Origin of the sequence: Streptomyces aurantiacus (assembly GCF_027107535.1) — a bacterium.
Classification (GTDB): Bacteria; Actinomycetota; Actinomycetes; order Streptomycetales; family Streptomycetaceae; genus Streptomyces.
Genome location: NZ_CP114283.1, coordinates 1523669 through 1545082, shown reverse-complemented (window position 1 = coordinate 1545082; position 21414 = coordinate 1523669). Strand labels below are relative to the sequence as shown.

Annotated in this window: 19 protein-coding genes; 9 read left to right on the top strand and 10 right to left on the bottom strand. The window is 71.0% G+C overall.

Annotation, left to right across the window (positions count from 1 at the left end; genetic code table 11):
* Positions 1-192: 192 nt before the first annotated feature.
* Positions 193-1410: an ROK family protein gene (locus O1Q96_RS08500; RefSeq protein ID WP_269247568.1), complete on the bottom strand. Its 1218-nt coding sequence runs from the start codon at positions 1408-1410 to the stop codon at positions 193-195.
* Between the two features lie 145 nt (positions 1411-1555).
* On the opposite strand from O1Q96_RS08500, the gene O1Q96_RS08495 reads away from it, so the two are divergent.
* Entirely contained in the window at positions 1556-3061 is a 1506-nt protein-coding gene (locus O1Q96_RS08495) for an MGH1-like glycoside hydrolase domain-containing protein (RefSeq protein ID WP_269247567.1), read from the top strand.
* On the top strand, positions 3058-4998 hold the full coding sequence (locus O1Q96_RS08490; protein ID WP_269247566.1) for an amylo-alpha-1,6-glucosidase: 1941 nt from the start codon (positions 3058-3060) through the stop codon (positions 4996-4998). The genes O1Q96_RS08495 and O1Q96_RS08490 overlap by 4 nt, the downstream gene beginning before the upstream one ends.
* Before the next feature lie 114 nt (positions 4999-5112).
* On the opposite strand, the gene dusB is transcribed toward O1Q96_RS08490, so the two are convergent.
* On the bottom strand, positions 5113-6291 hold the full coding sequence (gene dusB / locus O1Q96_RS08485; protein WP_269247565.1) for a tRNA dihydrouridine synthase DusB: 1179 nt from the start codon (positions 6289-6291) through the stop codon (positions 5113-5115).
* 98 nt (positions 6292-6389) lie between these two features.
* Between dusB and O1Q96_RS08480 the strand changes: the two genes are divergently transcribed.
* Positions 6390-7832 (top strand): MFS transporter, encoded by a 1443-nt coding sequence (locus O1Q96_RS08480; protein ID WP_269247564.1) that lies wholly within the window; start codon positions 6390-6392, stop codon positions 7830-7832.
* A gap of 137 nt (positions 7833-7969) precedes the next feature.
* Here the strand turns inward: O1Q96_RS08480 and O1Q96_RS08475 are convergent, their stop codons facing one another.
* Positions 7970-8953 (bottom strand): helix-turn-helix transcriptional regulator, encoded by a 984-nt coding sequence (locus O1Q96_RS08475; protein WP_269247563.1) that lies wholly within the window; start codon positions 8951-8953, stop codon positions 7970-7972.
* 102 nt (positions 8954-9055) lie between these two features.
* Here O1Q96_RS08475 and O1Q96_RS08470 point away from each other — a divergent pair, with 102 nt between their 5' ends.
* Positions 9056-10483, top strand: a complete 1428-nt coding sequence (locus O1Q96_RS08470) for an MFS transporter (RefSeq protein ID WP_269247562.1) — start codon at positions 9056-9058, stop codon at positions 10481-10483.
* Positions 10484-10602: 119 nt separating this feature from the next.
* Positions 10603-10812 carry a hypothetical protein gene (locus O1Q96_RS08465; RefSeq protein ID WP_269247561.1) on the top strand — a complete coding sequence of 70 codons (210 nt, stop codon included), beginning with the start codon at positions 10603-10605 and terminating at the stop codon, positions 10810-10812.
* Positions 10813-11014: 202 nt separating this feature from the next.
* Here O1Q96_RS08465 and O1Q96_RS08460 read toward each other — a convergent pair whose 3' ends face one another.
* Entirely contained in the window at positions 11015-11947 is a 933-nt protein-coding gene (locus O1Q96_RS08460) for a DUF4394 domain-containing protein (RefSeq protein WP_269247560.1), read from the bottom strand.
* Positions 11948-12176: 229 nt separating this feature from the next.
* Complete coding sequence (locus O1Q96_RS08455; RefSeq protein ID WP_269247559.1) at positions 12177-13559, bottom strand: glycine--tRNA ligase; 1383 nt, start codon at positions 13557-13559, stop codon at positions 12177-12179.
* A 232-nt stretch (positions 13560-13791) separates the two neighbouring features.
* Here O1Q96_RS08455 and O1Q96_RS08450 point away from each other — a divergent pair, with 232 nt between their 5' ends.
* From O1Q96_RS08450 to O1Q96_RS08435, 4 genes are all read left to right on the top strand, one after another.
* Positions 13792-14775 carry a metal ABC transporter solute-binding protein, Zn/Mn family gene (locus O1Q96_RS08450; protein ID WP_269247558.1) on the top strand — a complete coding sequence of 328 codons (984 nt, stop codon included), beginning with the start codon at positions 13792-13794 and terminating at the stop codon, positions 14773-14775.
* Positions 14776-14819: 44 nt separating this feature from the next.
* The gene (locus tag O1Q96_RS08445) at positions 14820-15614 is read left to right on the top strand and encodes a metal ABC transporter ATP-binding protein (RefSeq protein WP_269247557.1); all 795 of its coding nucleotides are present in this window, start codon (positions 14820-14822) and stop codon (positions 15612-15614) included.
* A gap of 5 nt (positions 15615-15619) precedes the next feature.
* Positions 15620-16534, top strand: coding sequence for a metal ABC transporter permease (locus O1Q96_RS08440; protein WP_269247556.1), 915 nt, complete (start codon positions 15620-15622; stop codon positions 16532-16534).
* A 68-nt stretch (positions 16535-16602) separates the two neighbouring features.
* A complete protein-coding gene (locus tag O1Q96_RS08435) occupies positions 16603-17022 on the top strand; it encodes a Fur family transcriptional regulator (RefSeq protein WP_217454462.1) in 420 nt (139 codons plus the stop codon).
* 159 nt (positions 17023-17181) lie between these two features.
* Here the strand turns inward: O1Q96_RS08435 and O1Q96_RS08430 are convergent, their stop codons facing one another.
* The 5 genes from O1Q96_RS08430 to O1Q96_RS08410 all read right to left on the bottom strand — a co-directional run bounded on the left by O1Q96_RS08430 (position 17182) and on the right by O1Q96_RS08410 (position 21402).
* Positions 17182-18033 carry an isoprenyl transferase gene (locus O1Q96_RS08430; RefSeq protein ID WP_269247555.1) on the bottom strand — a complete coding sequence of 284 codons (852 nt, stop codon included), beginning with the start codon at positions 18031-18033 and terminating at the stop codon, positions 17182-17184.
* Positions 18034-18161: 128 nt separating this feature from the next.
* Complete coding sequence (gene recO, locus O1Q96_RS08425; protein WP_217454464.1) at positions 18162-18914, bottom strand: DNA repair protein RecO; 753 nt, start codon at positions 18912-18914, stop codon at positions 18162-18164.
* 22 nt (positions 18915-18936) lie between these two features.
* Positions 18937-19551, bottom strand: coding sequence for a DUF1266 domain-containing protein (locus O1Q96_RS08420; protein ID WP_269247554.1), 615 nt, complete (start codon positions 19549-19551; stop codon positions 18937-18939).
* Between the two features lie 93 nt (positions 19552-19644).
* Entirely contained in the window at positions 19645-19860 is a 216-nt protein-coding gene (locus O1Q96_RS08415; protein WP_217454465.1) for a hypothetical protein, read from the bottom strand.
* Between the two features lie 669 nt (positions 19861-20529).
* Entirely contained in the window at positions 20530-21402 is an 873-nt protein-coding gene (locus O1Q96_RS08410; RefSeq protein ID WP_269247553.1) for a hypothetical protein, read from the bottom strand.
* Between the last annotated feature and the right edge of the window lie 12 nt (positions 21403-21414).

Genomic DNA, 21414 nt, shown 5'->3' with positions numbered 1-21414 from the left:
CGATCAAAGGGTGGCACTGAGTGCCACCCTTTGGAGAAGTGCAGTCGCTCAAGATCCGCTCATCTGAGCGAAACCCCGATCAGGCGTGGCGAGAATCACGCCCGTGCCGGCGCCCGGATTTCACCATGCGGACCCGTCTCCGGAAGGAAACGCCGCCGTCACACCGGGCCCGGACACCCGAGCACACCGCTTTCAGACACCCATGGCGAGCAGCCGCTCCTCGACCCGCTCGGGCGCGTACAGGTGCTCCACGACCAGCGCACCCGCTCCGACCAGGCCCGCTCGTTCACCGAGCCGGGACGTGACCACCTCCAGCCGGGCGGTGGAGCGGGGCAGTGCGCGCTGGTAGAGCAGTTCGCGGACACCGGTGAGGAACGGCGTTCCGGCCAGATCCCCGGCGATCATGAGGACGCCCGGGTTGAGCAGGGTCACCACGGTCGCCAGGACGTCGCCGACGTGCCGCCCGGCCTCCCGCGCGAACGCGGCCGCGCCCGGGTGCCCGGAGGTGAGCAGGTCGCGCACGTCCGAGCCCGACGCCGCCGGAACCCCGGTCTCCGCCAGTCTGCGGGCCACGGCGCCCCCGCTGGCGACGGCGGCGAGACAGCCGTACGACCCGCACCTGCACAGCGCGTCGGCGCCTTCCGGCACCCGGATGTGCCCGATGTCGCCGGCACCTCCGTCGATGCCCCGGTAGATCGTGCCTCCTACGACCACCCCGGCGCCGATACCGGTGGAGACCTTCACCAGGACGAAGGCCGAGCAGTCGGGGTGGCCGGTGCGCTGCTCCCCGTACGCCATGAGGTTGGCGTCGTTGTCCACCAGGACCGGGACGGCCCCGGCGCCCGTGTGCTCGGTGAAGGCCCGGGTGAGGCGCCCTCTTATGTCGTAGCCGTCCCAGCCGGGCATGATCGGCGGCTGGACGACCCGGCCGGTGCCGAGGTCGACGGGACCCGGCACGGCGAGCCCGATGCCGCACACCTCCCCCGGCCGGTGCCCGGCCTTCTCCAGCAGTTCGCCGAACCAGCGGCCCAGCTCGCCGAGCACCGCGTCCGGGCCGTCCTCGACGAGCAGTGGTCCCGCGTGCTCGGCCAGCAGTTCACCCGTCAGGGACAGCACGGCGGCGCGCGCGTGCCGGGTGTCGAGGTCGGCGGCGAGGACGACGGCGTGGGAGTCGTCGAACTCCAGCCGAACCGAAGGGCGGCCGCCGAGCGGCGAGTCCACCGGACCCGCGGCGCCCTCGCGCAGCCAGCCGGCCCGGAAGAGCCGGTCGAGCCGCTGCCCGACCGTGGCCCGGGACAGTCCCGTGACCTGCTGCAACGCCCCACGGGTGATGGCCCGTCCGCTGCGCACCAGCTCCAGCAGGTCACCGGAGCTCGCCTGACTCCCGGTCTTCTGGGCCCTTGTGGCCATTCCTCTGCTCCCTGTGGTTCCGGTCGTGCGAACCTCTTGCGTTCACCAACTCTGCATTACATATTGAGTTTTGCGTGTTAAATAGACGTAACCCTACGGTAGCTACTGCCGAACTGGTCGGCCGCATGTCTTCGGGGAGACCTGAGTGGACCGCACAACCCAGCTCACCGCCCGCCGCGCCACACATCCTGATCCCGTACGCACCCACGCCCCGCCGCCTTCGTCCGGCCGCGTCGGGAACAGCCGGGCCCAGGAGGCCGTATACGATCCGGCCCACCGGTCGGCGCCGCTGCGCCTGCGGGCGGCCCAGGTGCTGGACAGCAACTGGACGGGCACGTCCACGGTGCCCTCGCGCAGCCTGTATCCGCACCAGTGGTCCTGGGACTCGGCGTTCATCGCGATCGGGCTGCGCCAGCTGTCGCCGCTGCGCGCCCAGACGGAGCTGGAGACGCTCCTCGACGCGCAGTGGGACGACGGACGGATCCCGCACATCGTCTTCAACTCCTCCGTCCCCCTCGACGCGTACTTCCCGAGCCCCGACTTCTGGCGTTCCTCGACCGCGGGGCGCGCCGCGGGCGCCCCGCGCACGGTACAGACCTCGGGCATCGTGCAGCCACCGGTGCACGCCCTCGCCGTGTGGCTGGTGCACGCCGCCGACCCGGGTCTGTCACGGGCGCGGTCCTTCCTCCCCCGGATGTACCCGCGCCTCGCGGCCTGGCACCGCTACCTGCTGCACCGCCGCGACCTCGGCGGCGGCGGTCTCGCCTCGGTGGTCCACCCGTGGGAACAGGGCATGGACAACGCACCGAGCTGGGACGCGCCGCTCTCCCGCGTCACGCCCGCCCCGGCCCGCTCCTTCCGCCGCGCCGACCTGGACCACGGCGCCGCCGAGGACCGGCCGACGGACCTGGACTACGGCCGGTACGTACGTCTGGCGACGGACTACCGGGACGGCGGGTACGCGGACGGCGGACACCCGGCCGGCGGCGGTGGTTTCGCCGTGGAGGACCCGGCGTTCAACGCCCTGCTGATCGCCTCCGAACACGCGCTCGCGCGCATCGCCGGGGAACTGGGTGCCACGGGAACCGCCCGGCACGCGCGCGCGGAGCGGCTCACGGCCGCGCTGGTGGACCGGCTGTGGGCTCCCGCGGAGGGCATGTTCCTCTGCCGGGACGTGCGCACCGACGAGCTGATCCCCGAGCGCGGGGTCTCCGGCCTCGTCCCGCTGCTCCTGCCGGCCCTCCCCCGTGAGACGGCCGCGGCACTCGTCCGGACGCTGCACGGGCCGCACTTCGGGCTGGGCGACACCACACGGCTCGTCCCGAGCTACGACCTGACCGGGCACGCCTTCGATCCGCACCGGTACTGGCGCGGTCCTGCCTGGTTCAACACCAACTGGCTGCTGGAGCGCGGGCTCAGGCAGCACGGGGAGCACGCCCGCGCGCACGCACTGCGCGACGCCCTGCTGGAGACGGCGGACACGTCCGGGTTCGCCGAGTACGTGGACCCGTACACCGGCGAGGCCTGCGGAGCGCTCGGCTTCAGCTGGACCGCGGCGCTGACCCTGGACCTGCTGCACGAGGCACCCGACGCGGTGCACGGCACGGCGCGAGAGTTCGGCGAGGACGCCGAGGGAGGAGACCTGCGATGACGGACCGGCATCATCTGCTCGTACACGGCGGGACGTTCGCGGCCGTGGACGACGGCGGAGACATCAGTGGAGTGCGCGGCGGCAGCTCGCACTCGACTCCCGACGGGCTGTTCGTGCGAGACGCCCGGCACCTGAGCCGCTGGCAGCTGACCGTCGACGGAGCGGTGCCCGAGACGCTGTCGCCGGTCGCCGACGGCGACAGCGCCCGCTGCGTGCTCGTGCCGCGCGGCGGTCGGCAGGAGCCGCCCGCCCACACGCTCTTCCGTGAACAGGCAGTCACGGACGGCTCGTTCGTCGAGTCGCTGCGGGTCACCAGCAACCGCCCGGTACCGACGACGATCCGGATAGCGGTCACCGCGGACGCCGATTTCACGGACCAGTTCGAGCTGCGCTCCGACCACCGGACGTACGCGAAGACCGGCGCCGTCCGCTCCCGCCGGATCCTGGACGACGGCGTGGAGTTCGGATACCGGCGCGGTGAGTGGCGGTCCTTCACGACCGTCACCTCCGACCCCGTGCCGGACGGTGTCGAGGAGACGGGCACGGGCGCGCGTCGCCTCGTGTGGACTTTCGACCTCGAACCGCACGGTTCGGCCGAGCTGGCCCTCCGGGTGGCGGCGCGCCCGCACGGTATGCCGCACCCGGAGGTGCCTCTCACGCCGGCCGCCGCGAACGCCCGACTCCGCGCGCTGGAGGGGGAGTTCGCGGAAGGCGTGCCCTTCCCGACGGGCTGGCCCGAGCTGGCCGCGGCCTGCGCGCGGGGCCTGTCCGACCTGGCCGTGCTCCAGGTGCCGGCAACAGGCCCCGACGGAGAGGAACTTCGCGTCCCCGCCGCCGGAGTCCCCTGGTTCCTGACGCTGCTCGGCCGCGACGCCCTCCTCACGTCGCTCTTCGCGCTCCCCTACCGCCCCCGGCTGGCCGCCGCCACCCTGCCCGCGCTCGCCGCGGCCCAGGCGACGGAGGTCGGAGCGGGCACGGTGGCCCAGCCGGGCAAGATCGTCCATGAGATGCGGCACGGGGAACTGGCGCACTTCGGGCAGGTCCCGTACGGGCGGTACTACGGCTCGGTCGACGCGACCCCGCTGTTCCTCGTCCTCCTCGGCGCGTACGTCGAGCAGACCGGCGACACGGCGCTGGCCCGCAGGCTGGAGCCCAACGCCCGCGCGGCGATCGGCTGGATGCTGGACCACGGCGGGCTGACCTCGCGCGGCTATCTCGTCTACCGCGCGGACGAGGGCGGTCTCGCCAACCAGAACTGGAAGGACTCCCCCGGCGCCATCTGCTCCGGCGACGGCAGCCGGCCGACCGGCCCGGTGATGGCCGCGGGCGCCCAGGGCTACGCGTACGACGCGCTGCGCCGGACCGCGCACCTGGCCCGGACGGTGTGGGACGACGAGGTGTACGCGGCGCTGCTGGAGCAGGCCGCCGGGGATCTCCGTGACCGGTTCCAGCGGGACTTCTGGATGCCGGACCACTCCTTCCCCGCGCTCGCCCTCGACAGCGACGGCAACCACGTCGACGCGCTCGCGTCCGACGCGGGTCACCTTCTGTGGTCCGGTCTGCTGGACAAGGAGTACGGGGAGGCCGTGGGGCGCAGGCTCCTGGAGCCGGACTTCTTCTCCGGGTGGGGCGTGCGGACGGTCGCCTCGGGCCAGCCCGCCTACCATCCGCTGTCGTACCACCGGGGGTCGGTGTGGCCGCACGACAACGCGCTGATCACGCTGGGGCTCGCCCGGTACGGGCTCCACGACGAGGCGCGGACGGTCGCCCACGGCCTGGTGGACGCGGCGACGGCGGCGGGGCATCGGCTGCCGGAGGTTCTCGCGGGTTACGGGCGCGAGACGCATGCGGAGCCGGTGCCGTATCCGCATGCGTGCGTGCGCGAATCCCGGTCCGCGGCGGCCCCACTGGCGCTGCTCACGGCCGTGGGCGCCTGAGGTTCGGTGTGTCGGGTGCGGGTTCGTTCGGGCTGGTCGAGCAGTTCCCCGCGCCCCTGCTTTCAAGGGGCGCGGGGAACTGCGCGAGCAACCCCACCGGCCCGCGGCCGACTCTCAACCGCCGGAGGTATCCAGCTCCGCGTCCTCACTGATGCCCGCGCAGTCGTAAGGGTCCTTGAGCCAACCGTCCGGCAGGACAACCCTGTTGTTGCCGGACGTCCGCCCGCGGGGCCCGTCAGCGCCCAGCGGCCAGGGCTGGTCCAACTGCAACTCCTCAAGCCCCTCGGAGAGTTCGGCCAGGGACGAGGTGATCGCGAGGCGCTTGCGCATCTCCGACCCGACGGCGAACCCCTTCAGATACCAGGCCACATGCTTGCGGAAGTCGATGACTCCGCGCGCCTCGTCCCCGATCCACTCCCCGAGCAGGGTCGCGTGCCGGACCATGACGGCCGCCACCTCACGCAGGGTCGGACGGGCGCCGTATCCGTCGGGGCCCCCGGCCCGCGCACCGGCCGGGCCCTCGAAGGCTGCCACCAGGTCACCGAAGAGCCAGGGCCGCCCGAGGCAGCCCCGGCCGACGACCACCCCGTCGCAGCCGGTCTCGCGCACCATCCGCAACGCGTCGTCGGCCGACCAGATGTCGCCGTTGCCGAGGACGGGGATCTCCGGGACGTGCTCCTTCAGCCGCGCGATGGCCTCCCAGTCGGCCGTCCCGCCGTAGTGCTGCGCGGCGGTGCGGCCGTGCAGCGCGATCGCCGTCACGCCCTCCTCGACGGCGATCCGCCCCGCGTCGAGATAGGTGATGTGGTCGTCGTCGATGCCCTTGCGCATCTTCATGGTGACCGGCAGGTCGCCCGCCCCGGACACCGCCTCGCGCAGGATCGCCCGCAGCAGGTGCCGCTTGTACGGGAGGGCCGAGCCGCCGCCCTTGCGGGTCACCTTGGGGACCGGGCAGCCGAAGTTCAGGTCGATGTGGTCGGCGAGGCCCTCGTCCGCGATCATGCGGACGGCCTTGCCGACGGTCGCGGGGTCGACGCCGTACAGCTGGATCGAGCGCGGGGTCTCCGACGCGTCGAAGTGGATCAGCTGCATGGTCTTCTCGTTGCGCTCGACCAGCGCCCGCGTGGTGATCATCTCGCTGACGAACAGCCCTTTGCCTCCGCTGAACTCCCTGCACAGCGTGCGGAAGGGCGCGTTCGTGATGCCCGCCATGGGGGCGAGCACGACGGGCGGCTGGACGGTGTGGGGGCCGATCCGCAGGGCGGACTTCACCGTGGACGTGGGCGTGGACATTCCCCCATTGTCGCGCACGCCGACCGGTGCCACGGAAGCCCCTGACGACCATGGTCGTTAGTTAGGCACACTACCGAAACGGGCGTACGCTGATGGGCATGCCCGAGCTCAGCCACCGCCGGCGACTGCTGGTTCTCGCGATCTGCTGCATGAGCCTGCTGATCGTGAGCCTCGACAACACCGTCCTGAACGTCGCGCTGCCCTCCATGCAGAAGGACCTGCACACGAGCCTGGCCGGCATGCAGTGGACGATCGACGCGTACACCCTGGTCCTGGCCGCGCTGTTGATGCTCGCGGGTTCGACCGCCGACCGCATCGGCCGCAGGAAGGTCTTCCTCGCGGGACTGATCGTCTTCACGATCGGCTCGGTCCTCTGCTCGCTCGCGCCCAACCTCGAATCGCTCGTCGCCTTCCGCATGATCCAGGCGGTCGGCGGCTCCATGCTCAACCCGGTCGCCATGTCGATCATCACCAACACCTTCACCGACCCGCGCGAGCGCGCCCGCGCGATCGGCGTCTGGGGCGGCGTGGTCGGCATATCCATGGCCGCCGGCCCACTGGTCGGCGGCCTTCTCGTGGACTCGGTCGGCTGGCGCTCGATCTTCTGGGTCAACCTTCCGGTGGGCCTGGCCGCACTCCTGCTCACCCTCCGGTACGTGCCCGAGTCCCGCGCCCCGAAGGCCCGCCGCCCGGACCCGGTCGGCCAGCTCCTGGTGATCGCCCTGCTCGGCTCCCTGACGTACGCGATCATCGAGGCGCCCGACTCCGGCGCGGCCAAGACCCTCGCCTTCGGCACCATCGCGTTCGCCGCCCTGGCCGCCCTCCTGTGGTACGAGCCCCGCCGCGACGAACCCCTCATCGACCTGCGCTTCTTCCGCTCGGCCCCTTTCAGTGGTGCCACGGTGATCGCGGTCAGCGCGTTCGCGGCGCTGGGCGGGTTCCTCTTCCTCTCGACGCTCTACCTCCAGAACGTGCGGGGCCTGAGCGCCCTCCACGCGGGCCTGTGGATGCTCCCCATGGCTGCCATGACGTTCGTCTGCGCGCCGCTGTCCGGCCGGCTGGTCGGCAGCCGCGGCCCCCGGCTGTCCCTGCTGGTCGCCGGCACCGCGATGACCGCGAGCGGAGTGCTCTTCGCCGCCTTCGAGGCCGAGACGGCGAACACGACACTCGTCATCGGGTACGTCCTGTTCGGGCTCGGCTTCGGCTTCGTGAACGCCCCGATCACCAACACCGCGGTGTCGGGCATGCCGCGCGCCCAGGCCGGTGTGGCCGCCGCCGTCGCCTCCACCAGCCGCCAGATCGGGCAGACGCTGGGTGTCGCCGTGATCGGCGCGGTGCTCGCGTCCGGTGTCGGCTCGTCCTCGTACCGGGACAGCTTCGTCGCGGCGGCCCGCCCCGCCTGGTGGATCATCGCCGCGTGCGGTCTGGCGGTGCTGGCCGTCGGCGCCCTGACCAGCGGCCCCTGGGCCCGGCGGACCGCCGATCGCACGGCACGGCACCTCTCGTCGGCGGAGCTCAAGGAGTCGGCGGGCGTCGTCTGACAGCGCGGGCCGGTGGCGCGCGGTCCGCCACACCCCACGGACGAAAGGCAGGGGCGCGTCCCGTCCAGCTGGAGCGCCGGGAACTGCGCGACCAGCCCTCCTCCCGGCCCGTACGCGACGATCGGCCCCGCCGGAGCTCAGCCCCGCTCCACCGCCAGCGCGTGCAGCTTTTCCAGGCGCTCGCGGGACTCGTCGTCGACGGGCGCGTACGTGACCATGCGCGGCCCCTCCGCGGGACCGAGCCACAGGTCGGTGTGGACCAGGTCGAGCCGCCCGACGTACCTGTTGTCGAAGAACTTGGTCTTGCTGCGCGAGCCGACCACCTCGTGCCGCTCCCACACCGCACGGAACTCCTCGGACTCCGCGAGCAGCCGCTTGAGCAGCATCTTCCAGGCGGGGTCGGCGAGATGCCCCGCCATCGAGGCCCGGAACTTGGCGGCGATCAGCCGCAGCGTCTCGTCCAGCAGCACGATCGAGGAGCGCCACTGCTCGTTCGTGGTGATGAGGACCATGCAGTTGCGGTCCTCCGGCGGCACGTCGTCGAGGTCGCACAGCAGCCTGCCGTACGTGCGGTTGTAGGCGAGGATGTCGTACCGGCTGTTCTGGATGCAGGCCGGGAGGGGCTCCAGCTGCTCCAGCGTCCGCAGCAGCGCCGGGGTGATGGTGGGGCAGCGCGAGGCCGGGGTGGGGTCGACGGCACCGGCCAGCCGGAAGAGATGGGCCCGCTCGTTCCCGTCCAGCATCAGGGTGCGGGCGAGCGCGTCGAGGACCTGCACCGACACCTGGATGTCCCTGGCCTGTTCGAGCCACGTGTACCAGGTGACGCCGACCGCGGAGAGCTGCGCGACCTCCTCCCGGCGCAGGCCGGGGGTGCGTCGGCGGCTGCCCCGGGGCAGGCCCACCTGCTCGGGGGTGATGTGCTCGCGGCGGTGCCGCAGGAAGGCGGCGAGCTCGTGCCGCCGGATCTCCGACTCGCCCGAGGGCCGGCTGCCCGCTCCGCCGGTCGGGCCGGACCCGGGCAGGCCGCCCGGCCCGCTCGGGGACCCGCCGGTCTCCCGGCGCCCGGCGACCCCGACGGCTTCGCCCGCCCGTACCGTCGTCTTCTCGGCCATGGTCGTCATGCCTCCAGCCTGCCGCCCCGCGGACCCTGTTTCCAGGTACTCCTTGTACCAGGACAAGAAGACTCTGGTACCACCCTTGGGAGGAGGCGCACGCTCGACTCCGTGACCGAAATCCTCGCTCCCCGCACCGCCCGCTCACCCGTCGCCCCACCCGTGCTCGGCGGACTCGGGCTGTTCACCGTGCTGCTCGGCGCGGCGCTGCCCCTCATCGACTTCTTCATCGTGAACGTCGCCCTGCCCACGATCGGCCACGACCTGGCCGCGGGGGACGCCGTCCTCGAACTCGTCGTCGCCGGATACGGGGTCGCGTACGCCGTGCTCCTCGTCCTAGGCGGCCGGCTCGGCGACATGTTCGGCCGGCGCAGGCTCTTCCTCGGCGGGATGGTGGCCTTCGGGCTGACCTCGCTGGCGTGCGGCCTCGCGCCGACGGCCTGGACGCTCGTCGCCGCGCGCGTGGCCCAGGGCGCCGCGTCCGCGGCGATGCTCCCGCAGGTCCTCGCGACCATCCAGTCGGCGACCGAGGGGCCGCGCCGCGCCCGGGCGATGGGCCTGTACGGCGCCACGGCCGGGCTCTCCATGGTGGCCGGGCAGATACTCGGCGGGGTTCTCGTGGCGGCGGACATCGCGGGCACCGGCTGGCGCGCGGTCTTCCTGGTGAACGTGCCGGTCGTGCTGCTGGGCCTGTTCCTGGCCGCCAGGACCGTTCCCGAGACGCGCTCGCAGCATCCGCAGCCGGTGGACGTGCCCGGCACGCTGCTGCTCGCCGTGGCCCTCGTGTCGCTGCTCGCCCCGCTGACCGAGGGCCGGGCGGCGGGCTGGCCCCTGTGGACGTGGCTGTCACTCGGCCTGTTCCCCGTCGCCGCGACGGCCTTCTACCTGGTCGAACGCCGGGCGGAACGCGGGGGCCGTACCCCGCTGGTCCCGCCGGGTCTCTTCGCCAATCTGCCGCTGCGCCGGGGCCTGGTGATGATCCTGCCGTTCTCCATCGGCTTCAGCGGCTTCATGTTCGTCATCGCGGTGGCGCTGCAGCAGGGCGTGGGTCTGAGCCCGGTCCGCGCGGGACTCACTCTGGCGCCGATGGCTGTGTCCTTCTTCGTGGTCTCGTTGCTGGGTCCCCGCCTGGTGTCGCGGTGGGGTACGCGCGTGGTGACCGCGGGCGGTCTGCTCCAGGCGGTCGGCGTGGGTGTCCTCGCGCTCACGGTGTGGGGCTCGTGGCCCCACGTCGGCGGCCTCGAACTGTGGCCGGGGGTGATCGTCGCGGGTGCCGGTCAGGCCCTTCAGCTGCCCGTCCTCTTCCGCGTCATCCTCTCCGAGGTCCCCGCGGCCCGAGCGGGTGTGGGCAGTGGCGTCATGATCACCGCCCAGCAGTCGGCGCTGGCCCTGGGCGTCGCCACCCTGGGCACCCTGTTCCTCACCCTCGTGCCGGGCCACGGCATGCGGGACGCCCTGGTGGTGACCCTGCTCGTCCAGCTCGCCGGGGTCGCGCTGACGACCGCCCTGAGCCTGCGACTGCCGCGCGTCATCGCCTGAGACGTCCACACCGTGCGCGGAACTCGCACACAACGCACCACCCCTGTACCCCTGTTGATGTTGTTCTTGCTGCACACTCCTTAGCGCGCGCAAGCGGAGCGCGACCACCAGGAGGCGTCATGCTGCAGACCAACACCAGCAAGGTGAGCCGCTGGGACCAGCACGGCCGCGAGCACATCGTCCGGGTCCAACGCGCGGGTGTGCAGCGGACGATCAGATGCGACACCTGCGGCTGGCGCAAGCCCGCCCAGTTCCTGCCCTGGCTCAAGGCCGAGGAACACCTCGCGGAGGCACACCAGGCGACGGTGGACCCGGCGCCGAAGGGCTGAGCACACCGGTCGCCCGGGCCCGGCGTCACGACGCCACGGCGCGGCGCGTCGGGAGTCGAACCCACGACTCCCGACGCGCCGCGCTGTCGTTCGGAGCAACATCCACGACATGGGCGATCGGGACAGGAACAGGTGCCTGACGGCGGGCGGCGATGTCCACCGCCCGTCGGTCAGTTCCCGGCAGCCGCTCCCGCCACCGTCGTCACCCCTGGTTCAGCGGCAGCGCGATGTCCACCACCTGCCGGCCGTGCCCGAAGGTGCCCAGTGAACTCAGCTTCCCCGTCAGCAGGTTGACCCGCCACGCCGTACGGCCGGTGACCGCGTAGCCGGTGTTCGTGCCGTTGCGCGTCGAACTGTGGATGTCGAAACCGGAGTTCAGCGGCACGTCCACGCCCTGCTTCCCCGTCGGCGCGAGGTTGCCCGCATTGGCGGGCGACTGCACCGACACCTGGTCCAGTGCGGTGTCGAGGTCGAAGAGGGTGGTGGCCGTCGACGCGTCGAGGTCGTTGTTCGTGTACGCGGCCCCGCTCACGCCGAGCGCGGTGGCACCCGGGTTCGGGGGCACCGGCGGGTTGGTGAGGATCCCGTCGACGGCGGTGGTGCCGGGAGCCGGGGCGCCCGCCTGGTCGTCGAGGTTGTGACGGAGGTTCTGGCCGGTGTCGCTGATGACCCGCAGCCGGTTGGCGGCCGGGTTGAAGTCGACACCGAACCCCTTGCCCTGCAGTGCCACGCTGAGCTGCGAGACCTTCGTGGCGCGGGCGCCCACCTCTCGGATCGTGTAGATGCCGCCCTGGTCCCCGACGGCGTACAGCTTCTTGTTCTGGACGCGGTGGTCGATCCCGACCAGCGTCCTGTCGCCCTTGAGTCCGTCGACCTTCCCGAGCGGCAGCGCGGCGCCCGGCCGGTCGACCCGGAACGACACCAGCCGCTGGTCCGCCGTGAGCCCGACGGCCCGCAGCCCGCTCGGCGTGAGCGCCTCCGGCAGACGGCCCGCACCGCCCTTGGCCTCGATCCCGGCCCCGGCCCCCGCGGACCCCTTCTCCGAGGACCCGCCCAGCGCCCCCGCTCCCACGGCCCCCACCGTCCCGATCGCCACGGCCATCGCCAGTACGCCAACAACTGCCTGCTTACGCATGAGTGCCCCCGTAGAAGGTGCCGGCCCGCCCCCTGCGAGCCGTACGCCCTTCCTTCGGAACCCCCGGCCCTCTGGATTGCAAAAGCCCCGGTTCCATTACATCCGTTACGGACGTGACAGAACCGGGGCATTTGCAGGGGCTGCGCGCCTTCAGGGACACGGGGCTTGTCACATGGCGGCTCCGCCGCGGGGCGCGACCGGCCCCCACCGCCGCGCCTCCGCGGAGCGACTAGCAGCCGATGAGGCGGCTCGCCAGGTACCCCTCGATCTGGTCCAGGGACACGCGCTCCTGCTTCATGGAGTCACGCTCGCGGACCGTCACCGCGTTGTCCTCGAGCGTGTCGAAGTCGACGGTCACGCAGAACGGCGTACCGATCTCGTCCTGCCGACGGTAGCGACGCCCGATGGCACCGGCGTCGTCGAAGTCGATGTTCCAGTTCTGCCGCAGAGCGGTGGCGAGACCCTTCGCCTTCGGGGACAGCTCCGGGTTGCGGGACAGCGGAAGCACGGCGACCTTCACCGGCGAGAGGCGCGGGTCGAGGCGCAGGACGGTCCGCTTCTCCATCTTGCCCTTGGCGTTGGGCGCCTCGTCCTCGACGTACGCGTCCAGGAGGAACGCGAGCATCGCGCGGCCGACACCGGCCGCCGGCTCGATGACGTACGGGGTCCAGCGCTCGCCGGCCTCCTGGTCGAAGTACGAGAGGTCCTGGCCGGAGGCCTTGGAGTGCGCGGAGAGGTCGTAGTCCGTGCGGTTGGCGACGCCCTCCAGCTCACCCCACTCGTTGCCGCCGAACTGGAAGCGGTACTCGATGTCGGCGGTGCGCTTGGAGTAGTGCGAGAGCTTCTCGGCCGGGTGGTCGTACCAGCGCATGTTCTCCTCGCGCATGCCGAGGCCCGTGTACCAGTTCCAGCGCTCCTGCATCCAGAACTCCTGCCACTTCTCGTCCTCGCCCGGCTTGACGAAGAACTCCATCTCCATCTGCTCGAACTCGCGGGTGCGGAAGATGAAGTTGCCGGGCGTGATCTCGTTGCGGAAGGACTTGCCCATCTGCGCGATGCCGAACGGCGGCTTGCGGCGCGAGGTCTGCTGGACCTGGGCGAAGTTGGTGAAGATGCCCTGCGCGGTCTCGGGGCGCAGGTAGGCGACGGAGCCGCTGTCCTGCGTGGGGCCGAGGTGCGTGGAGAGCAGGCCGGAGAACTGCTTGGGCTCGGTGAAGGTGCCCTTGTTGCCGCAGTTGGGGCAGTTGAGGTCGGTCAGGCCGTTCTCGGGCACGCGGCCGTGCTTGGCCTCGTAGGCCTCTTCGAGGTGGTCGGCGCGGTACCGCTTGTGACACGAGGTGCACTCGGTGAGCGGGTCGGAGAACGTGGCGACGTGACCGGAGGCCACCCAGACCTCGGTCGCCAGGATCACGGACGAGTCGATACCGACGACGTCCTCGCGCGACGTCACCATGTAGCGCCACCACTGACGCTTGATGTTCTCCTTGAGCTCGACACCCAGCGGCCCGTAGTCCCAGGCGGCTCGCTGGCCGCCGTAGATCTCACTGCACGGGTAGACGAAGCCACGGCGCTTGCTCAGGCTGACGATGGTGTCGATCTTGTCGGCGGCCACGGTGCTCTCTTCATTACGACGACGGGCGACGAAGCAGGGTTGCTTCACAGCGATTGCTTCAGAGCGAATGCCTCAGATTACCGGCGGCCCCGCCCCCCGGATCAAATCGGTTGGGGTCCTGGCCGGACACCGTCCCCCCGCCCACCGTCACACCCTTCTCATACCGGGATGAAGCCCAGATCACAAGACAGCTTATTGACAATCGTTTCCACACCAGCTGAAAATGAGTGTCATGAACGTACGACGACGCCTCGCCGCCTCTCGAATAAACACAGCCGGGATCGCGGTCGCGGCGGCCACCGCCCTCACGCTCGGCTCCCTCTCCGCCTGCTCGTCCGACTCCAGCGCGGCCGACGGCGACAGCAGCGGGAAGCTCGACGTGGTGGCGTCGTTCTACCCGTTGCAGTTCCTCGCCGAGCGGATCGGCGGGAACCACGTCGACGTGAGCACCCTGACCGAGCCCGGCCAGGAGCCGCACGACCTGGAGATCAGCGCCAAGCAGACGGCGCAGCTCCAGGAGTCGGACGTCGCCCTGTACCTGAAGAACCTCCAGCCCTCCGTCGACGACGCGGTCGCCCAGTCCGAGATCAAGACCAAGATCGACGCGGCCACCCTCACCAGCCTGGAGAAGCACGGCAACGAGGTCGGCGGCCACGCGGCCGAGCACGACGACCACGAGGGCGAGGAAGGCTCGGGCGAAGACCCGCACATCTGGCTCGACCCCGTGAAGTACGCCGAGGTCGCCGAGGGCGTGGGCAAGGCCTTCGAGAAGGCCGACCCGGACAACGCGGCGGACTACAAGAAGAACACCGCGGACCTGGTGAAGGAGCTGGACGGCCTCAACACCCAGTTCGAGGACGGCCTGAAGAACACGAAGACGAAGGTCTTCATCACGACGCACGCCGCCTTCGGCTACCTCGCCGAGCGCTACGGCCTCACCGAGGAGGCCATCAACGGCCTGGACCCGGAGAGCGAGCCCAGTGCCAACCGCGTCAAGGACCTTGAGAAGATGGCCAAGGCCGACGGCGTCTCCACGGTCTTCTACGAGACCCTCGTCAGCGACAAGACCGCGAAGACCATCGCCGCGGACGCGGACCTCAGGACGGATGTGCTCGACCCGATCGAGGGCATCACGGAGAAGTCCCGGGGTGACGACTACTTCCAGGTCATGGAGGCCAACCTCAAGGCGCTGCAGTCGGCCCTGGGCGCGAAATGACCGCGAAATGACCGCCACATGATCAGCTTCCGGAGGACGCCGGCATGACGAACGAGCCCGGCACATCGCCCGACACCCCGCCTGTCATCTCCCTGCGCGGTGTGACGGCCGAACTCGGCTCACGCCCCGTCCTGCGCGGCATCGACCTCACCGTGAACCGCGGTGAGGTCGTCGCGCTGCTCGGCGCCAACGGCTCCGGCAAGTCGACCGCCATCCGCACGATCATCGGCCAGGTCCCGGTCACGAGCGGCGAGATCGAGCTGTTCGGCACCGCCCGGCGCCGCTTCCGCGACTGGGCGCGCGTGGGGTACGTACCGCAGCGCACGACGGCCGCCGGCGGGGTGCCCGCGACGGTGACCGAGGTGGTGTCCTCCGGGCGGCTGTCCCGCGCCCGCTTCGGCATCCTGCGCAAGGCCGACCGCGAGGCCGTACGACGCTCCCTGGAGCTCGTCGGTCTGGCGGACCGCGCCAAGGACTCGGTGAACGCGCTCTCCGGCGGCCAGCACCAGCGCGTCCTGATCGCCCGCGCCCTCGCCTCCCAGCCCGAGCTGCTGATCATGGACGAGCCGATGGCCGGCGTGGACCTGGCCAGCCAGGAAGTGCTCGCGAGCACCCTGCGGGAGCAGGTCGCGGCGGGCACCTCCGTCCTCCTCGTCCTGCACGAGCTGGGCCCGCTCGAACCGCTGATCGACCGCGCGATCGTCCTGCGTGACGGCTGCGTCCAGCACGACGGCCCACCCCCGCGGGCTCTCGGCCAGCACGCTCTGCCGGGCCACGACCACGTACACCCCCATGCGGCTCACGACGCCGAACCGATCCGGACGGGACTGCTGAGCTGATCGCCATGAACCTCGAAATCCTCGACTACGCCTTCATGCAGCGGGCCCTGCTCGCCGCCGTCCTCGTCGGCATCACCGCGCCCGCCGTCGGCATCTATCTGGTGCAGCGCCGCCAGGCCCTGCTGGGCGACGGCATCGGCCATGTCGCGATGACCGGCGTCGGCCTCGGCTTCCTGCTGTCCTGGTCCCCGGTGTGGATGGCGACCGCCGTCTCCGTACTCGGCGCGGTGCTGATGGAGCTGATCCGCTGGTACGGGAAGACGCGCGGCGACATCGCGCTCGCGATGCTCTTCTACGGAGGCATGGCGGGCGGTGTGATGTTCATCAACCTCGCGCCGGGCGGTTCCAACGCCAATCTGACCTCGTACCTCTTCGGCTCGCTCTCCACGGTCTCCGAGGAGGACGTGACGGCGATCTGCCTGCTGGCGGCCTTCGTGGTCCTCGTCACGATCGGGCTGCGCCGGCAGCTGTTCGCGGTCAGCCAGGACGAGGAGTTCGCCCGGGTGACCGGACTGCCCGTGCGCGCGCTCAACCTCCTCACGGCCGTCACCGCGGCGGTCACGGTGACGGTCGCCATGCGCGTCGTCGGCCTGCTGCTGGTCTCCGCCCTGATGGTGGTCCCGGTGGCCGCCGCGCAGCAGCTCACCCGCAGTTTCGCGGCCACCTTCGCGATCTCGGTGGCCATCGGCGTCAGCGTGACCATCGGCGGCACGGTGACCTCGTACTACCAGGACGTACCGCCCGGCGCGACGATCGTCCTGCTGACCATCGGCGCGTTCGTCCTGCTCACGGTGCTGGCGACTCCGCTGGCCCGCCGCAGGGCACGGGCCGCCGCGCAGGTCGCGGCACAGGAGGCCGGCGATCCGGCGGAATGTGCGATTCCGGCCACCCGGACGCCCACCGGGAAGGTCGGCGTCTGACGGAAACTCGTCGACCTTGCCCGAGCTGGCACAATGGCCCGGCAAGCCGCAGACGTTTGGAGGCAACGGTGACGACCGCTGGACCGCCCGTTCGGGGCCGTTCCACCCGGCAGCGTGCCGCCGTGGCGGCGGCGCTCGACGAGGTCGACGAGTTCCGCAGCGCGCAGGACCTGCACGACATGCTCAAGCACAAGGGCGACTCCGTCGGACTCACCACGGTGTACCGCACGCTGCAGTCCCTCGCGGACGCCGGTGAGGTCGACGTCCTGCGTACGTCGGACGGCGAGTCCGTGTACCGCCGCTGCGCCAGCGGTGATCACCATCACCACCTGGTGTGCCGGGTGTGCGGCAAGGCCGTCGAGGTGGAGGGACCCGCGGTGGAGAAGTGGGCCGAGGCCATCGCGGCGGAGCACGGTTATGTGAGCGTCGCCCACACCGTGGAGATCTTCGGCACCTGCGCGGAGTGCGCTGCGCGCGGCCAGGCGTAGAGAAGCAGGTGGCCGGCGGGTCGTTCTCGGATGCGGCCCGGTCCTGGCTGGTCGCGCAGTTCCCCGCGCCCCTGAGAAGCGGGGCTCCGCCCCTGCTCGCAAGGAGCGCGGGAATTGCGCGACCAGCCAGGAACCGGTCGGCACCCGAGATCGAACCGCTCAGGCCCCTTCGGGGCGCCCCCGCATGCCCTCCTCCATCGCGAGGAGGTCCTCGTTCGGGACGGCGCCACCGAAGCGGCGGTCCCGCGAGGCGTACTCCACACACGCACGCCACAGATCGCGGCGGTCGAAGTCCGGCCACAGCACGTCCTGGAACACCATCTCGGCGTAACTCGACTGCCAGATCAGGTAGTTGGAGGTCCGCTGCTCACCGCTCGGGCGCAGGAACAGGTCCACGTCCGGCATGTCCGGGTAGTACAGGTACTTCTGGATGGTCTTCTCGGTGACCTTGTCCGGGTCGAGCTTCCCGGCGGCGACATCGGCGGCCAGCGCCTTCGCGGCGTCGGCGAGCTCGGCGCGGCCGCCGTAGTTGACGCAGAAGTACAGGGTCATCGCGTCGTTCTTCTGCGTCTGCTCCTGGGCGATCTGGAGCTCGTGGACGACCGACTTCCACAGCTTGGGCATCCGGCCGACCCAGCGGATCCGGATGCCGAGCTCGTCCATCTCGTCGCGGCGGCGCCGGATGACGTCCTTGTTGAAGTTCATCAGGAAGCGGACCTCCTCGGGCGACCGCTTCCAGTTCTCCGTCGAGAAGGCGTACAGCGACAGGTTCTTGACGCCCAGCTCCAGACAGCCCTTGAGGACGTCCATGACGACGCCCTCGCCGACCCGGTGCCCCTCGGTGCGCGGCAGACCGCGCTCCTTGGCCCAGCGGCCGTTCCCGTCCATCACGCACGCCACATGGCCCGGGACCAGCTCGCCGGGGAGCTTGGGCACGCGGGCGCCGGACGGGTGCGGCTCCGGCGTCTTGTACTCGCGGCGCTGGCGCCCCAGGATCCCGCGTACCACCATGTGCTTCTCGTCTCCCTCAGGCTCGTACGACTGTCAGTCGTCCTGCTACTGCTGCTGTGCTGCCGTGCCGCTGGTGTGCGGCTGTGCGTGGCTCGTCGCCGCGCGTTTCCCTCGCCAGGTGCTCTTCGCTAGCTGCTCTTCTCCACGTACCGCAGGGAGCGCAGCCCACGCTCCAGGTGCCAGTGCAGATAGGCCGACACCAGGCCGCTGCCCTCCCTGACGTACCGCGGCTCGCACGCGTCCGCGGTCGCCCAGTCCCCCGTCAGCAGCGCGCTGAGCAGTTCGAGGGCCCCCGCCGAGGGTACGACGCTGCCCGGCACCCGGCAGTCGACGCAGACGGAACCTCCCGCGGCGACGGAGAAGAACCGGTTCGGGCCGGGCATTCCGCATTTCACGCAGTCGCTGAAGCTCGGCGCGTAGCCGTTCACGGCGAGCGAGCGCAGGAGGAAGGCGTCGAGGATGAGGTGCGGTTCGTGCTCGCCCTGGGCGAGCGTGCGCAGTCCGCCCACGAGCAGCAGGTACTGCTGGACGGCGGGCTCGCCCTCGTGGTCCGTGAACCGCTCGGCCGTCTCCAGCATGGCCGTCCCGGCGGTGTAGCGGGCGTAGTCGGTCACGATCCCGCCACCGTACGGAGAGATCGTCTCGCTCTGCGTGCACAGCGGCAGCCCGCGTCCGATCAGCTCGCTCCCGCGCGCGAAGAACTGCACGTCCACGTGCGAGAACGGTTCGAGACGGGCCCCGAACTTCGACTTCGTCCGGCGCACTCCCCGCGCGACGGCCCGCACCCGTCCGTGACCACGGGTGAGCAGCGTGATGATGCGGTCCGCCTCACCCAGTTTCTGGGTGCGCAGCACGATGCCGTCGTCGCGGAACAGACTCATGGGCCCATTCTCGCGTACGGAGTCAGCGTGCGTGGTCGGGGTGGCTGATCGTCTCCCACGGCGCCATGATCCACGGGCTGGACCTGTTCGCCGGGTCCAGGAGTGACGTCAGGTGGGCGTCGGACACGGCCTGCGGGGCGGGGAGATCCGCGTCCCGCGCGCCGCGGAGATTGTCCCGCCAGACCATCCGCCCCAGCAGATAGTGCTCGCCGTACTCCTTCCAGGAGCCGTACGACCTCACCACCGCCGGCACGATGTTCTTGAGCGCGGTCCAGGTGCCGGCCTCGCTCAGCATCCCGCTCGCGAAACCCCTCCGGGAGATGTCCACGTACAGTCCGGCGTCCCACGCGAGTGGCTCGACCCCGAGCCGCAGCCGTGCGCGGGCCCGGTATCCGCTCCGTGCGAGGCCGTCGAGCCGGCCGACCAGCTCGTCACGGGAGGTGATCTCCCACTGGTCGGCCAGCCACTGCCGGGCCTTGTCGTCGTCGATGCGGGTGAACGGGTACAGGGTCGTCCGCGAGGCGTCCTTGTCACGGCTCACCGGCGCGCTGAGCGACACCATCCACAGCTGGTGCATGGTGAGCGGAACGGGGTACTTGCGCGCGGCCTTCTGCCTGCGACGTCTCCATATCGCCATGGCGCCGCACCCTGTGCCGGACCGTTCCCCGGCGATCCGGGGCGCCCCTCCCCTTCACAGAGCCCCTTCAAGAGGGCCTGACCGGGGGCTCCTTCAAGGGACCTCTCCACGGCTGCGTGCGTTGGTGTACGCGGTCGCCGCGCTGAGCCGCTCCGCCGCGGTGGCCCCCCGGACGGCGTCCGGGGCACAGTCCCACTCCCTGCCGCCGCCGTACGGCCTGAGTTGTACGTACGGGCCCTCGTGCCCCATCACCACGCCCACCCGCCCGGTTCGCGTGTCGACGACGTACGTCCCGACCTTCGGCTTCATCCGAGCACCGCCGCGCGCCGGGGCGCCGCCTCGACGGAACGCCGGCCCCGTGCCACGAGTGGGCCGACAATCCGTACCGGGCGCCGTGGATGCCGTGCGGGACTTTCAAAGCGACTTCCAAAGCACCCTCTGGGCGCCTGACGCACCAAAGTTGCCGGGCCGAACCCGAGTGTCGGCAGTGTAATTCCTGCCGTCGCGAGTGCTTCGCGCAATTCCTTCACCGTTTCCTCCGCTTGTTCGACACACGCCGTCGAGTGCCGTGCGTCGTGTCCCTGGCGGGCAGACTTCACGGTGTTCCCCCTTCTTTTTGGGTTTCACTCTTTTCGTCTCCACCGGGGCGCTTGCCGCTTAGACTTTGGAAGACCTCTACGCTCATCAACGTTGGTGCAGCGCAGGGGGTGTTCGGCCACACGGCGGACGGTTCACACCGGACGGCCTGGGAGTTCTCCGGAACGGAGTCGCGGAGACGCCGGGAGGAAGTCGGTTCGGCCCGGGTCGAGTCGGGTTATCGCGCTTTTGTGTCGGGCGACTTCATCAGGCAATGCGAACGGGCCATTCGGCGGCCGCAGTTGAAAGCGTCGCAAAGAATCGAAAAGCCTCCGCGAACCGGAGGCCCTTTCGAGAGGTCATGGCGAAATGCCGGTCAAGGACCGGCGTCGGGCGCCGACTTCAACCGGCGAGTGCGTAGAGAAGCGCTCCCGCCCACACCAGCAGGACGACCAGGCCGGTCAGCACCAGGAACAGCGTCACCGACACATGGTGGAAGCTGAGCGGGCCCGTCGCGGTGCGCGGGTCGAGCGGGTCGTAGGTGACGTCGACCGGTCCCACCCCGAGCGTCCCCCCTCCGACGGAGCCGCGTGACTCGACCCGGGTGAACTCCTCGCCGTCGAGCGTCCGGTAGCCGAGCCGCCGGAAGTAGAAGACGTTGCCGCCGAAACCCCGTACCGTCCCCTCGCCGCGGCCGGAGACCGTGATACCCCGGCGGCGCAGGGCGACGATGTCCCGTATCAGCCGGACCCAGCAGAAAAAGAGCAGGCCCGCACCCGCGGGCCCCATCCAGCTGGTGACCGCGAGTGCGATGCCCGCGCCCTCGGGGCCCTGCCACCCCACGGCCCCGAGCACGGCGGCGTACGCGAGGACGGCCACGCCGATCGCGGCCAGTCGGCGGACCCGCGGGCTCAGGATCCGCTGCCGGGTGTGGACGAGGACCAGAGCGTGGCCGTCGGCCGCGGTCGCCGTGGTGCTCAGAGCCCGCTGGAGCTGCTCGGTGAAAGCCCGGGCCGCATGGGCGTTGCGGCACGGGATCGACACCCCCGCACCGAGCCCGTGCCGGGCCGCCCGGCCGTCTCCCGGATCACCGCTCAGGTCGATGCGGACGCCCCCGCCCTGCGTCGGCTCGGCTGCCCGCACGGCCCGTACGGGCATGGTCCAGGTGGTGGTCCCCCGGACGATCCTCAGCCGCTGCCCGTCGAACCGGGCGGTCGTTCCCCCACCGGTGAGCACCACTTCGGGCACACCGGTTCTCGCTCGTCCGTCTGACATGACCGGATCATA